Source organism: Streptomyces zhihengii (genome assembly GCF_016919245.1).
Classification (GTDB): Bacteria; Actinomycetota; Actinomycetes; order Streptomycetales; family Streptomycetaceae; genus Streptomyces; species Streptomyces zhihengii.
Map to the genome: position 1 here is coordinate 616,870 of NZ_JAFEJA010000002.1, position 15,898 is coordinate 632,767.

3 pseudogenes are annotated in these 15,898 nt (G+C 73.3%); all 3 read left to right on the forward strand.

Annotated features, from left to right (window positions below):
• Nucleotides 1-187 precede the first annotated feature (187 nt).
• A pseudogene (locus JE024_RS42690) lies at nt 188-5,281 on the forward strand (SDR family NAD(P)-dependent oxidoreductase); the annotation flags it as partial.
• 66 nt (nt 5,282-5,347) lie between these two features.
• A pseudogene (locus tag JE024_RS42695) lies at nt 5,348-15,616 on the forward strand (type I polyketide synthase); the annotation flags it as partial.
• A gap of 42 nt (nt 15,617-15,658) precedes the next feature.
• A pseudogene (locus JE024_RS42700) lies at nt 15,659-15,877 on the forward strand (hypothetical protein); the annotation flags it as partial.
• Nucleotides 15,878-15,898: the final 21 nt, after the last annotated feature.

The following is a 15,898-nucleotide window of genomic DNA, read 5'->3' on the forward strand; positions in this document are numbered from 1 at the left end:
CGGCCTCGGCAACCTCACCACCGCACCGCGCCGACAGCTCGCCCGCATCCCGCACGGCTGGACGTTCAGCCAGGCCGCGACCGTGCCCGTCGCCTTCGTCACCGCCTACTACGGACTCGTCGACGTCGCCGCGGCACAACCCGGCGAATCCGTCCTCGTCCACGCCGCCACCGGCGGCGTCGGAACCGCCGCCGTCCAGCTCGCCCGCCACCTCCGCCTCGACGTCTACGGCACCGCGAGCCCCGCCAAATGGAGCGCCCTGCGCGCCGCCGGCCTCGACGACGACCACATCGCCTCCTCCCGCACCGCCGACTTCGAGACCCTCTTCCGCACGGCCACCGGCGGCCGCGGCGTCGACATCGTCCTCAACTCGCTCACCGGAGACCTCCTCGACGCCTCCCTGCGCCTGCTCACCCCCACGGGCCGCCTCGCCGAAATGGGCAAGGCCGACCTGCGCGACCCCGACCAGGTCGCCACCGACCACCCCGGCGTCCGCTACCGCGCCTTCGACCCCACCGAGGCCGGCCCCCGGCGCCTCGGCGAGATCCTCACCGAGATCCTCGCCCTGTTCGACCGCGGAGCACTCCGGCTCCCCCCGGCGACGACCTGGGACATCCGCGACACCGTCGCCGCGCTCCGCCACATCAGCCAGGCCCGCCACATCGGCAAGAACGTCGTCACCGTCCCGGCGGCCCCGGACCCCGACGGCACCGTCCTCATCACCGGCGGCACCGGCGCCCTCGGCGCCCACCTCGCCCGGCACCTCGTCACCGAGCACGGCATCCGGCACCTGCTGCTCCTCAGCCGCCGCGGCCCCGCCGCCCCCGGCGCGGCGGAACTCGTCACCGAACTCGGTCAACTCGGCGCCCACGCCACCGTCCTGGCCGTCGACGCCGCCGACCGCACCGCCCTCGCCACCGCCCTCGCCGGCATCCCCGCCGCCCACCCCCTCACCGCCGTCGTCCACGCCGCCGGCGTCGCCGAGGACGGCGTCCTCGAAACACTCGACCGCCAGCGGCTGCACGACGTCCTGCGCCCGAAGACCGACGCGGCCGTCAACCTGCACGAGCTCACCGCCGGACACGACCTCACCGCCTTCGTGCTCTACTCCTCCGTCGCCGCACAGCTCGGCCCGGCCGGCCAGGGCGGCTACGCCGCCGCCAACAGCTTCCTGGACGCCCTGGCCCGCCACCGGCGCGCCCACGGGCTGCCCGGGGTGTCGCTGGCCTGGGGCCTGTGGAACGAGGCCAGCGACGTCACCGGCCGGATGACCGACGTCGACCTGGCACGCGCCGCCCGCTTCGGGGCACCGCTCTCCGCCGAGCAGGGCCTGGCCCTCTTCGACGCCGCGAGCACCACCCACCGCCCGCACATCGTCCCGGCCAACCTCGACGTCACCGCCCTGCGCTCCGCGGGCGTCCCCGTTCCGCCGATCCTGGCGGACCTCGCCGGCCCGGCACCGCGCCGCGCCGTGAGCGCCCGCGCGGCCGACGCCCCGTCCCTCACCCACCGGCTCGCCGCGCTCCCGCGCGAGGACCGGATCAACCTCGTCGTCGACGTCATCCGGACCCAGGTCGCCCTGGTCCTCGGCCACGCCTCCGCCGACGCGATCGAACCCCGCCGGGCCTTCAAGAACCTCGGCTTCGACTCGCTCACCTCGGTCGAACTCCGCAACCGCCTCGCCGCCGAGACCGGCCTGCGCCTCCCGGCCACCCTCGTCTTCGACCACCCCGCCCCGGCCCCGCTCGCCGAGTTCCTGCTCGGCGAACTCCTCGGCGGCATCACCGACATCGCCACCCCGGCAGCACCGACGACAGCGGTGGAGCCGGCCCCCGCCGACGACCCCGTCGCCATCGTCGGCATGAGCTGCCGGTACCCCGGCCACGCGGACAGCGCCGAGCAGTTCTGGCGCCTGCTCGCCGGCGGCACCGACGCGATGACCTCCTTCCCCACCGACCGCTCCTGGGAAGCCGCCCTCGCCGACGCCCGCTTCGCCCTGCGCGGCGGCTTCCTCGACACGGCGACCCGGTTCGACGCCGGCCTGTTCGGGATCAGCCCGCACGAGGCCCTGGCGATGGACCCGCAGCAACGACTGGCCCTGGAAGCGGTCTGGGAGGCCTTCGAGGACGCGGGCATCGACTCCACGACCCTGTGGGGCAAGCCGGCCGGAGTCTTCCTCGGCGCCGGATCCAGCCACTACGGTGTCGGCGCCGACCTCCCGGACGAGGCCAAGGGACACCTCGTCTCCGGCTCGGCCACCAGCGTGATCTCCGGCCGCGTCTCCTACACGTTCGGCCTGGAGGGCCCGGCCGTCACGGTGGACACGGCGTGCTCCTCGTCGCTGGTCGCCCTCCACCTCGCCGCCCAGTCGCTGCGCGCGGGGGAGTGCGAACTGGCCGTCGCGGGCGGCGTCACGGTGATGACCACACCGGACATCTTCACCGAGTTCCAGGTCCTGGGCGGCGTCGCCGCCGACGGCCGCTGCAAGACCTTCTCGGCGGCCGCCGACGGCACCGGCTGGTCCGAGGGCGTCGGCGTCCTCGTCCTGGAGCGGTTGTCGGACGCGCGCCGGAACGGGCACGAGGTGCTGGCGGTCGTGCGGGGCAGTGCGGTGAACCAGGACGGTGCGTCGAACGGTCTGACGGCGCCGAACGGTCCGTCGCAGCAGCGGGTGATCCGCCAGGCGCTGGCGCATGCCCGGCTGACGGGTGCGGACGTGGACGCGGTGGAGGCCCATGGGACGGGCACGCGGCTGGGTGATCCGATCGAGGCGCAGGCGCTGCTGGCGACGTACGGCCGGGAGCGTGGCGAGGGCGGTGAGCCGCTGTGGTTGGGTTCGGTGAAGTCGAACATCGGTCACACGCAGGCCGCGGCCGGTGTCGCGGGTGTGATCAAGATGGTGATGGCGTTGCGGCACGGCGTCCTGCCGGCGACGTTGCATGTCGATGAGCCGTCGTCGCAGGTGGACTGGTCGGCCGGTGCTGTGGAGTTGCTGACCGAGGCGCGTTCCTGGCCTGAGGTGGGTCGTCCGCGGCGGGCGGGTGTGTCGTCCTTCGGGATGTCCGGGACGAACGCGCACGTGATCCTGGAGCAGGCCCCTGAGCCGGAGCCTGTGTCGGAGTCCGTTGCAGCGACGCCGGCGGCCGGTGCGTCGGCGTGGGTGGTGTCGGCGAAGTCCGAGGCGGGGTTGCGGGCGCAGGTCGAGCGGTTGCGGTCGTTCGTGGCGGAGCGGCCGGAGCTGGCTCCGGCGGATGTGGGCTGGTCGCTGGCGACGGGCCGGGCCGCGCTGGAGCACCGTGCCGTGGTGGTGGGTGAGGGCCGGGACGAGCTTCTGGCCAGCCTGTCCACGGTCTCAGGGGCCGGTGCGGCTGCCGATGGTGCCGGTGGTGGTGTGGTGTTCGTGTTCCCGGGTCAGGGGTCTCAGTGGCTGGGGATGGCGCGGGAGTTGTGGGAGTCGTCTCCGGTGTTCCGGGAGCGGCTCACCGAGTGCGAGGCCGCGTTGGCGCCGCATGTGGACTGGTCGTTGACGGCTGTCCTGCTCAACGATGGGCCGTTGGACCGGGTGGATGTGATCCAGCCGGTGTTGTGGGCGGTGATGGTGTCGCTGGCCGAGGTGTGGCGGTCGGCCGGTGTTACGCCGTCGGTGGTGGTCGGGCATTCGCAGGGTGAGATCGCCGCGGCGTGTGTGTCGGGCTGGTTGTCGTTGGAGGATGCGGCTCGGGTGGTGGCTCTGCGGTCGCGGGCGCTGCTGGCGGTCGCGGGTGGTGGCGGCATGGTGTCCGTCGCGGCCGGGCGCGCGGTGGTTGAGGAGCTGGCCTCCGGCCTGAACGTGTCCGTGGCCGCCGTCAACGGCCCCTCCTCGACCGTCGTCTCGGGTGGCGTGGAGGCGCTGGACGAGTTGGTGGCGGAGTGTGAGCGGCGCGAGATCCGTGCGCGGCGGATTCCGGTGGACTATGCGTCGCATTCGCCGCAGATGGAGGAGTTGCGGGAGCGGATCCTGACGGATCTGGCGGAGGTGCGTCCGGCGGTTGGTTCGGTGGCGATGTTCTCCACGCTGACCGGTGCCGCCGTCGACGGCGCACTGGATGCCCAGTACTGGTTCGACAACCTGCGTTCCACGGTGGAGTTCGAGACCGCCGTGCGTACCCTTGTCGACCAGGGCATGCGCACGTTTATCGAGGTCAGTGCCCACCCGGTCCTCACCGTGGGGATCGAGGAGACCGTCGACGCGACCGGCACCGACGCCGCCGTGTTCGGCACGCTGCGCCGGGACGAGGGCGGGCTGCGCCGGGTGCTGTCCGCGCTCGGCGAGGCGTGGGTCGCGGGCGTCGACGTGGACTGGACGACGGTCCTCACCGGCCGCCGCGTCCCCCTCCCGACGTACGCGTTCCAGCACCAGCACTACTGGCTCCGCCCCAGCGCCGGTGCGGGAGACGTCGCGGCCGCAGGCCTGGTGGGAGCCGACCATCCGCTGCTCGCCGCGTCCGTCGTCCTGGCCACCGCCGAGGACGTCGTCCTCACCGGGCGGTTGTCGGTGTCGGCGCAGCCCTGGCTGGCGGACCACATGCTGCACGGCCGCGTGGTGGTCCCCGGAACGGTCTTCGTCGAACTGGCGCTCCGCGCCGGCCACGAGACCGGCTGCGACGAAGTCCTCGAACTGACACTCCACGAGCCCCTGCTGCTGCCCGCGACCGGCGGTGCGCGGATCCAGGTGCGCGTCGGCGCGCCGGGGCAGGACGGCCATCGCGACGTGTCCGTCCACGCACAGAACGACGCCGCCGCCGGTGGCGAGTGGGTGCTGCACGCGGACGGTGTCCTCGCCGACGCCACGGCTTCCGATGCCCCCGTCTCCGACGCGTCCGACCTCTCGGCGTGGCCGCCGCCGGGCGCGACGCCGATCGACCTCGACGGCTTCTACCCGGCCCTGACCGCATCGGGCTACGGCTACGGACCGGCGTTCCAGGGCCTGCACCGCGCATGGCGCGTCGGTGACGACGCCCTCGCCGAAGTGCGGCTGCCCGCGTCGACAGGCGAGGACGCCGCCCGCTTCGGGCTGCACCCCGCCCTGCTGGACGCCGCACTGCACGTACTCGGTGCCGGTGGCCTCCTCGACGACTCCGGCGCGACCCCCGTGCCCTTCGCGTGGTCCGGGGTGTCGCTGCAGGCGACGGGTGCGTCCGTCCTGCGCGTCAGGCTGTCCCCGGCCGGCGCCGACACCGTCTCGCTCCAGATCGCCGACGGCACGGGCGCGCCGCTGGCCCGGGTCCGCTCACTGACCGTGCGTCCGTGGAATGCGGATGACACCGGGCCGGCCGTCGGGGACGCACTCTTCGCCGTCGAATGGCAGCCTCTGCCGATCGTCCACGCCACCGACGCCCTTCCCGGCGACACGGCCCCGGACACACCGTGGCAGCTCACCGACCTCACCTCCACCGCGTCCGCCCCGGCACATGCCTCGACCGCCGACCGCGCACGCACCCTGGTTCTCCGCGCGCTGGACGTCATCCAGCAGCGGCTGCGCGACGAGAGCGAGCAGTCCACCCCGCTGGTTCTGCTGACCTGCTCCGCCATGGCGACCGACCCCGCCGGCGCACCGACCGACCCCGCCGCTGCGCCCGCCGACCCCGCCGCGGCAGCGGTGTGGGGCCTGGCCCGGACCGCACAGACCGAGCACCCCGGCCGCTTCGTCCTGCTCGACACCGACAACCCGGCCGCGCCGCTGCCCGACTGGGAGCGGATCGCGCGCGCCGTGGCGGCCGGCGAATCACAACTGGCCGTGCGGGGCGGTGAGATCCTCGTCCCGCGCGTCGTCCGGACGACACCGGCCGAACGCCGGGCGGTGCCGGACCCCGGGCGCCTCCAGGGCACCGTGCTGATCACCGGCGGGACCGGCGTCCTCGGTGGCCTGGTGGCCCGGCGCCTCGCGAACGAACCCGGCGTCCGGCGTCTTCTGCTGCTCGGCCGGCAGGGCCCCGACGCACCCGGTGCGACGGAGCTGGCGGACACCCTGCGCGCGACCGGCGTCGCCGTGGACATCGTGGCCTGCGACATCGCGGACCGGGCCGCCCTCGCGGACGTCCTGGCCGCCATCCCGCACGACGCCCCCCTGACCGGGGTGATCCACGCCGCGGGGGCGCTCGACGACGGCATGATCGAATCGCTCACCGCGCAGCGCGTCGAAACCGTACTGCGCGCCAAGGTCGACGGCGCCGTCAACCTGCACGAACTCACCGCGGCCACCGACCTCGGCCTGTTCGCCCTCTACTCGTCGGCCGCCGCCACCTTCGGGGCCGCCGGCCAGGCCGGCTACGCCGCGGCGAACGCGTTCCTGGACGCCCTGGCGCACGGACGCCGCGCCGAGGGCCGACCCGGCGTCTCGATCGGCTGGGGCCTGTGGCAGCAGGCGACCGGAATGACCGGCCACCTGGCGGCAGCCGAGGCGGCCCGCGCTGCCGAGCTGACGGGCACGCTGTCCTCCGAGGACGGCATGGCCCTGTTCGACGTCGCCCGCGCCTCGATCCGCCCGCACGTCCTGCCCGTCCGGCTGAACACCGCGGTGACCGTCGACGGCGACACACCGCCGATGCTCCGGGCCCTGGCCCGCCGCCGACTGCGCCGCGCCGCGGACGCGGCCGGCGACGGTGCCGGTGCGTGGACGGCGCAATGGGCCGGACTGTCCGAGGCCGAACGGACACGAGCCGCGCTCGACCTCGTCAGGACCGAGATCGCCGCGGTCCTCGGACACGCCGGACCGCAGGACGTCGAACCCGGACGCCCCTTCAAGGACCTCGGCTTCGACTCACTCCTCGCCGTACGCCTGCGCAACCGCCTCCAGACGGCGACCGGCCTGCGCCTGCCGGCCACCCTCGTCTTCGACCACCCCACCGCCCTCGTCCTCGCCGAACACCTGCACGGCGAGATCACCGGAACCAGCCCGACCCCCGCCACCCCGACCACCGTCACCGGCACCGCATCCGACGAGCCGATCGCGATCGTCGGCATGGCCTGCCGCCTCCCCGGCGGCGTCGCCTCCGCCGACGACCTGTGGCGGCTGGTGGCCGGCGGCAGCGACGCGATGTCCCACTTCCCGGCGGACCGGGGCTGGGAAGAAGCCCTGCGGGGCGCGCCGTTCGCACCGGTCGGCGGCTTCGTCCGCGACGCGGACCGCTTCGACGCGGAGCTGTTCGGCATCTCGCCGCGCGAGGCCCTGGCCATGGACCCCCAGCAGCGGCTGCTCCTGGAGACGGTCTGGGAGACGCTGGAATCGGCGGGCATCGACCCGACGTCACTGCGCGGCAGCCGGACCGGCGTCTACGCCGGCGTGATGTACCACGACTACGCCGCGAGCATGGGCCGCGTCCCGGAGGGAGTCGACGCCTTCCTCGGCACCGGCAACGCCGGCAGCGTCCTGTCCGGCCGCGTCGCCTACGCCTTCGGCCTCGAAGGGCCGGCGATCACCGTCGACACGGCGTGCTCGTCGTCGTTGGTGGCCCTGCACTCCGCGGTCCAGGCGCTGCGCGCCGGCGAGTGCTCGCTCGCTCTCGCCGGTGGTGTGACCGTGCTGGCGACGCCCGGGATCTTCACCGAGTTCGACCGGCAGGACAACCTCGCATCGGACGGCCGCTGCAAGTCGTTCGCGTCCGCCGCCGACGGCACCGGCATGTCCGAGGGCATCGGAGTGCTCCTGGTGGAGCGGCTGTCGGACGCACGTCGCAACGGGCATCAGGTGCTGGCCGTGGTCCGCGGCAGTGCGGTGAACCAGGACGGCGCGTCGAACGGTCTGACGGCCCCGAACGGTCCGTCACAGCAGCGGGTGATCCGCCAGGCGCTGACGAACGCCCACCTGACCGGTGCGGATGTGGACGTGGTCGAGGCCCATGGCACCGGCACGCGTCTCGGTGATCCGATCGAGGCGCAGGCGCTGCTGGCGACGTACGGCCGGGAGCGTGGCGAGGGCGGCGAGCCGCTGTGGCTGGGGTCGGTGAAGTCGAACATCGGCCACACGCAGGCGGCCGCGGGTGCCGCGGGTGTGATCAAGATGGTGATGGCCCTGCGGCACGGGCTCATGCCGGCGACGCTGCATGTGGACGAGCCGTCGCCGCAGGTGGACTGGTCCGCCGGTGCGGTGGAACTGCTGACCGAGGCTCGTTCGTGGCCCGAGACCGGTGACCGTCCGCGGCGCGCGGCGGTGTCCTCGTTCGGCATCAGCGGCACCAACGCCCACGTCATCCTGGAGCAGGCGCCGGAGCCCGCCGAGCCGACCCGGCTGCCGGAGCGGGCGCCGGTGGTGCCGCAGCAGGTGCCGTGGGTGGTGTCGGCGAAGTCCGAGGCCGGGCTGCGGGCGCAGGTCGAGCGGCTGCGGTCGTTCACGGCGCAGCGCCCCGAGCTGGACGCGGTGGACGTGGCCTGGTCGCTGGCGACCACGCGTGCGGCGTTGGAGCATCGGGTGGTGCTGGCCTCCGGTGAGGATGTGCTGGCCGCGGGTGTCGCGGGTGAGGGGCGGACGGCGTTCCTGTTCACGGGGCAGGGGTCGCAGCGGGCCGGTATGGGCCTGGGGCTGTACGAGGCGTTCCCCGTGTTCGCGGATGCCTTCGACGCGGTGTGCGGTCGGCTGGACGCCCGGTTGGAGCGTCCGCTGCGGGAGGTTCTGGCCGACGGTGTCGGTCTCGACGGGACGGTGTGGGCGCAGGCGGGGCTGTTCGCGCTGGAGGTGGCGCTGTTCCGGCTCGTGGAGTCGTGGGGCGTGACGCCGGATGTGCTGTTGGGGCACTCGCTGGGTGAGATCAGTGCCGCGCATGTGTCCGGGATCCTCGACCTGGACGATGCGTGTGTGCTGGTGGCCGAGCGGGGCCGGTTGATGCAGGCGCTGCCGGCGGGTGGCGGGATGCTCGCGGTGCAGGCGAGTGAGGCAGACGTCTCGGACTCGGGTCTGGACATCGCCGCCGTCAACGGCCCGACCTCCGTCGTGCTGTCCGGCAGCGTTGAGGCGATCGAGCGGTACGCCGCCGAATGTGTCGAGCAGGGCCTGCGGCACAACATCCTCTCGGTGTCGCATGCGTTCCACTCCGCCCTGATGGAACCCATGCTGGACGAGTTCGGCCGGGTGCTGGGCGGGTTGACGTTCAACCCGGCGCGGATTGCGGTCGTGTCGAACCTGACGGGCGCCGTGGCCGAGGCCGGTGACATGGAGCGGCCGGAGTACTGGCTGAACCAGGTCCGTGGCACGGTGCGCTTCGCGGATGGTGTCGCGGCCGTCGCGGAGTTGGGTGTGACGCGGTTCGTGGAGCTGGGCCCGGACGGAGTGCTGTCCGGGATGGCTCAGGAGACCGTCGGCGACGCGGTGTTCGTGCCGGTTCTGCGCAAGGAGCGGGACGAGAGCGACACCGCACTCACCGGGCTGAGCCGTCTGTGGGCGGCGGGTGTCCCCGTCGACTGGGCCACGCTCTTCACGGGCTGGGGCGGCCGGTTTGTCGATCTGCCGACTTATGCGTTCCAGCGTGAGCGGTTCTGGCCGGAGGCTGCGATCGCGGCCGCTGGTGCGGGCGAGTTGGTGGACGCCGCGTTCTGGGACGCGGTGGAGCGTGAGGATCTTCAGGAGCTCGCCGGGCTGGAGTCGGCGCTGCCCGCGCTGTCCGCGTGGCGGCAGCGTCACCGGGAGCGGTCGACGCTGGACTCCTGGCGTTACCGGATCACGTGGAAGCCGTTGGACGGCATGCCGCCGGCCGCACTGTCCGGCCTGTGGGCGGTCGTCGGCACGGAGGACGCGGAAGTCTCGGCCGCGCTGGCCGCCGCGGGCGCGACCGTGGTGCACGTGCCGGTGGGCGAGGTGGCGCAGCTGTCGGACGTGGCCGGTGTGGTGCTCGTCGCCACTGGTGCGGTCGAGACGCTGGCCGTGGTGCAGGGGCTGGGTGAGGTGTCGGCGCCGTTGTGGGTGCTGACGCGTGGCGCGGTGTCGGTCGGCGGTTCCGACCGGCCGGGCAATCCGGATCTGGCTGCGGTGTGGGGTCTGGGCCGGGTCGCGGCACTGGAAGTACCCGGTCGCTGGGGCGGTCTCGTCGACCTGCCCGAGGTTTTGGACACCCGTGCCGGTTCCCAGCTCGCCGGTGTCCTCGCCTCCGGTGGCGGTGAGGACCAGGTCGCGGTGCGTGGGACCGGTGTGTTCGGCCGCCGTCTGGTACGGGCGGTGTCCGCCGGGGTGGTGGACGAGGCGTGGAACCCGAGCCCGTCCGGCACCGTGCTGATCACCGGCGGCACAGGAGCACTCGGTGTGGAGGTGGCCCGTTGGCTGGCCGGACGGGGCGTCCCGCACCTGGTCCTGACCAGCCGTGGTGGTGTCGCACCCGAGGGCCTGGTCGAGGAGTTGGCGGCGCTGGGCGCCCAGGTGACGGTGGCCGCGTGCGACGCCGCCGACCGGGAGACTCTCGCCCGGGTGGTTGCGGGTGTCCCGACGGAATGGCCGCTGACCGGCGTGGTCCACGCTGCGGGTGTGCTGGACGACGGCATGCTGGACGGTCTGTCCCCGGAGCGCCTGGCGTCGGTGATGAGGCCGAAGGCCGACGGCCTTGCCGCCCTGGACGCCGTGACGGCCGGGCTGCCGCTGCAGTGGCTGGTGGTGTTCTCGTCGATAGCGGGAACCGTGGGCAATGCCGGGCAGGCGAACTACGCTGCCGCGAACGCCTGGGTGGACGCCTGGGTGCAGCAGCGCCGTGAGCGCGGTCTGCCGGCCGCGTCCATCGCCTGGGGCCCGTGGGCCGAGAGCGGCATGGCCGCCGACAGCACCCTCGTCCGACGCCTGCACCGCGGCGGAATACGTCCGCTGGACGCGAACCTCGCCCTGCGCCTGTTCGCCGAAGCCATCCACTTCGGCGGCACGGACATCACCGTCACGGACATCGACTGGGAACGCTTCGCCCCCGCCTTCGCGTCAGTGCGCCCCAGCCCGCTACTGGACGGGATCACCTCGTCCACGGCAACGGCGGCCATACCCCTGCCGACCGCTGCCCGATCCGAGCTGCAAGAGCAGCTTTCGGGTCTGTCGGAGGGTAAGCGTCGTCAGGTGCTTCTGGATGTGGTCCGGGGGCAGGCTGCCGCGGTTCTCGGGCACTCGGGTGCGCAGGCGGTGGAGCCGCAGCGCGCGTTCCGGGATCTGGGCTTCGACTCCCTGATGGCGGTCGAACTGCGCAACCTGCTGACCGCGGCCACCGGGCTGTCGCTGCCGACCACCCTGGTCTTCGACCACCCGACCCCCGAGGCCCTGGTCGGTCATCTCCTCACCGAACTCGCCGGAACCGGCGGTGTGGTGGTGCCGGCAGCGGTGGCGGCTCCGGTGGGTGCGGACGAGCCGCTGGCGGTCGTGGGTATGGCGTGCCGGTTCCCGGGCGGGGTGACCTCGCCGGAGCAGTTGTGGGACCTGGTGGCCGGCGGGGTGGACGGTCTGTCGGTGTTCCCGGCGGACCGCGGATGGCCGACGGAACTGGCCGGTGTCGCGGGTGGTGTCGGTGGATTCGTCCACGACGCCGACCAGTTCGACCCCGCCCTGTTCGGGATCAGCCCGCGCGAGGCCCTGGCCATGGACCCGCAGCAGCGCCTGCTCCTGGAAGCGGCGTGGGAAACGTTCGAGTCGGCGGGCATGGACCCCCGGTCGCTGCGCGGACAAAGCGTGGGCGTGTTCGCGGGCACGAACGGCCAGGACTACATGCACCTGCTCGCCGTCTCCGACGACCAGGGTGACGGACACGCCGCCGTCGGCAACGCGGCCGCCGTGCTCTCCGGCCGGATCTCCTACGTCTTCGGCCTCGAAGGCCCGGCCGTCACCGTCGACACCGCCTGCTCGTCGTCCCTGGTGGCCCTGCACTGGGCCGGTCAGGCACTGCGCTCCGGGGAATGCGAACTCGCGCTCGTCGGCGGTGTCACCGTCATGGCCACGCCGGGTGCGTTCGCCGAGTTCGACCGCCAGGACGGACTCGCCTCCGACGGCCGCTGCAAGGCCTTCGCCGCCGCGGCCGACGGCACCGGCTGGGGCGAAGGCGCCGGCCTCCTCCTCGTCGAGCGGCTCTCCGACGCCCAGCGCAACGGACACCACATCCTCGCCGTCGTCCGGGGCAGCGCCGTCAACCAGGACGGCGCCTCCAACGGCCTCACCGCCCCCAACGGGCCCTCCCAGCAGCGGGTCATCCGCCAGGCACTGGCGAACGCCCAGCTCACCGGCACCGACATCGACGCGGTCGAAGCCCATGGCACGGGTACCCGCCTCGGTGACCCGATCGAGGCCCAGGCCCTGCTCGCCACCTACGGCCAGGGCCGCGAGGACAGCGAGCCGCTGTGGCTGGGGTCGATCAAGTCGAACATCGGCCACACGCAGGCCGCCGCCGGTGTCGCCGGCGTCATCAAGATGATCATGGCGCTGCGGCACGGAGTGCTGCCCCCGACCCTGCACGTCGACGAGCCCTCCCCGCAGGTCGACTGGTCGGCGGGTTCGGTGGAACTCCTCACCGAGGCACGCTCGTGGCCCGAGACCGACCGTCCGCGCCGCGCGGGCGTGTCCTCCTTCGGCATCAGCGGCACCAACGCCCACGTCATCCTGGAGCAGGCACCGGAACCCGCGGCGAAGGAACTGATCACCGAGCCGTCGGTGACGCGACCCGACCTGGTTCCGTGGGTGGTGTCGGCGAAGACCGAGACCGCGCTCCAGGCACAGGTCGAGCGCCTGCGGTCGTTCACGGCCGGCCAGACCCAGGTGAACCCGGTGGACATCGCCTGGTCGCTGGCGACCACCCGCGCCGCCCTGGAGCACCGCGCAGTCCTCGGCTCGGACACCACCATCCTCGCCTCGGACATCGCCTCCGAAGGCCGGACCGCGTTCCTGTTCACCGGCCAGGGCTCCCAGCGCACCGGCATGGGACTCGGGCTCTACGAACAGTTCCCCGTGTTCGCCGACGCCTTCGACGCCGTCTGCGCCCGCCTCGACCTGCGCCTCGAACGCCCCCTGCGCGACGTCCTCACCGACGGCGCCGACCTCGACCGGACCATGTGGGCCCAGGCCGGCCTCTTCGCCCTCGAAGTCGCCCTGTTCCGCCTCGTCGAGTCCTGGGGCGTGACCCCGGACGTCCTGCTCGGCCACTCCCTCGGCGAAATCACCGCCGCCCACGTCGCCGGGATCCTGTCCCTCGACGACGCGTGCGTGCTGGTGGCCGAACGCGGCCGCCTGATGCAGGCACTCCCCGCCGGCGGCGGCATGCTCGCCGTCCAGGCCACCGAAGCCGACATCGCCGACTCCGGACTCGACATCGCCGCCGTCAACGGCCCCACCTCCGTCGTCCTCTCCGGCAGCATCGAAGCCGTCGAGCGCTACGCCGCCGAATGCGTCGAGCAGGGTCTGCGGCACAACATCCTCTCGGTGTCGCACGCGTTCCACTCCGCCCTCATGGAACCCATGCTGGAGGAGTTCGGCCGCGTCCTGAACGGCCTGACGTTCCACCCCGCACGCATCTCCGTCGTCTCCAACCTGACGGGTGCGGTGGCCGAGCCGGGGCTGATGCAGGAGCCGGAGTACTGGCTGAACCAGGTCCGCGACACGGTCCGCTTCGCCGACGGCGTGGTGGCCACCGCGAAGCTGGGTGTGAGCCGCTACGTGGAGCTCGGTCCCGGCGGCGTTCTGTCCGGGATGGCCCAGGAGACCGTCGGCGGGGTGGTGTTCGTCCCCGTCCTGCGTAAGGAGCGGGACGAGACCGAGACCGCGCTGACCGCCATCAGCCGCCTCTGGGCGGCGGGTGTGGATGTCGACTGGCCCGGGGTGTTCGCGGGCTGGGGCGGGCGGACCGTCGATCTGCCGAGGTATGCGTTCGAGCGCGAGCGGTTCTGGCCGGAGGCTTCGGTCGCCTCCGCCGGCGTCGGAGACCAGGTCGATGCCGCGTTCTGGGATGCGGTGGAGCGTGGGGATCTCCAGGAGCTCGCGGGCCTGGAGTCGGCGCTGCCGGCCCTGTCGGCGTGGCGGCAGCGCCACCAGGAGCGGTCGACGCTCGACTCGTGGCGCTACCGGATCACCTGGAAGCCGCTGGACGGCATGCCACCGGCCGCACTGTCCGGCCTGTGGGCGGTTGTCGGCTCCGAGGACGCCGAGGTGTCCGACGCGTTGTCCGATGCCGGCGCGACGGTGGTGACCGCGCCGGTGGACGAGGTGGCGCAGCTCCCGGGGGTTGCCGGTGTCGTCCTGGTCGCCGGTGACGTGACCGAGACGCTGGCGACCGTGCAAGGACTGAGTGAGGTGTCGGCGCCGCTGTGGGTGCTGACGCGTGGCGCGGTGTCGGTGGGCGGTTCCGACCGGCCGGCGCGTCCGGATCTGGCGGCCGTGTGGGGTCTGGGCCGGGTCGCGGCGCTGGAGGTTCCCGGTCGCTGGGGCGGTCTCGTCGACCTGCCCGAAGCCCTGGACACCCGGTCCGGCACCTGGCTCGCCGCCGTTCTCGCCGCCGGTGCCGGTGAGGACCAGGTCGCGGTGCGCGCCTCCGGTGTGTTCGGCCGCCGCCTGGCCCGTGCCGTGTCCGTCGGGGTGGTGGACGAGGCGTGGAACCCGAGCCCGTCCGGCACCGTGCTGGTCACCGGCGGTACCGGGGCCCTGGGCGTCGAGGTGGCACGGTGGCTGTCCGGCCGGGGCGTCCCGCATCTGGTCCTGACCAGCCGCGGCGGTGTCGCGCCCGACGGCCTGGTCGAGGAACTGGCCGCGCTGGGCGCCCAGGTCACGGTCGCCGCGTGCGATGTGGCCGACCGCCATGCTCTCGCCGCCGTCATCGCGGCCGTCCCCGCCGAGTGGCCGCTGACCGGCGTCGTGCATGCCGCGGGTGTGCTGGACGACGGCATGCTGGACGGTCTGTCCCCGGAGCGACTGGCGTCGGTGATGAGGCCGAAGGCCGACGGCCTTGCCGCCCTGGACGCCGTGACGGCGGGGCTGCCGCTGGAGTGGCTGGTCGTCTTTTCGTCGATGGCGGGAACGGTCGGCAATGCCGGGCAGGCGAACTACGCCGCCGCGAACGCCTGGGTGGACGCCTGGGTCCAGCAGCGCCGTGAGCGCGGTCTGCCGGCCGCGTCCATCGCCTGGGGCCCGTGGGCCGAGAGCGGCATGGCCGCCGACAGCGCCCTCGTCCGACGCCTGCACCGCACCGGCGTGCGGCCGCTGGACGCCAACCTCGCCCTGCGTCTGCTCGCCGAAGCCATCCACTTCGGCGGCACCGACATCACCGTCGCGGACATCGACTGGCAGCGTTTCGCCGCCGCGTTCGCGTCGGTGCGTCCCAGCCGGCTCCTGACCGAGGTGGCCGAGGCCGCTGTGACGCTGCTGTCGCCCGAAGGCGCCGGGTCCGGACTGCGGGAGCAGCTCGCCGGTGTGCCGGGGGACAGGCGACGCCAGATCCTCCTGGATGTGGCGCGGGGGCAGGCCGCCACGGTTCTCGGGCACTCGGGTGCGCAGGCGGTCGAGCCGCAGCGCGCGTTCCGGGACCTCGGCTTCGACTCCCTGATGGCGGTCGAACTGCGCAACCTGCTCGCCGCGGCCACCGGGCTGTCGCTGCCGACCACTCTCGTCTTCGACCACCCGACCCCGGACGCCCTCGTCGACTACCTCGACAGGGAGCTCGCCCCTGTCAGCGCCCGGCAGACGCTCTCGATAGCCGAAGAGATCGACCGCCTCGAAGCCACCCTCCTGACGCTCTCCCGTGCCGAAGGCGACCGCTTCGACGTCGGGGGCCGGCTGCAGACCCTTCTCGCCAACTGGCGGAAGGGCACTGCCTCGGATGAAGAAGTCGTTGCCGACGACGCGCTGGACCAAGCGGCCAGCGCCGACGAAGTACTGCAGTTGATCCAGAAGGAATTTGGGGGTCCGAAGTGAGAATCCTTCAGGATCCCCCCA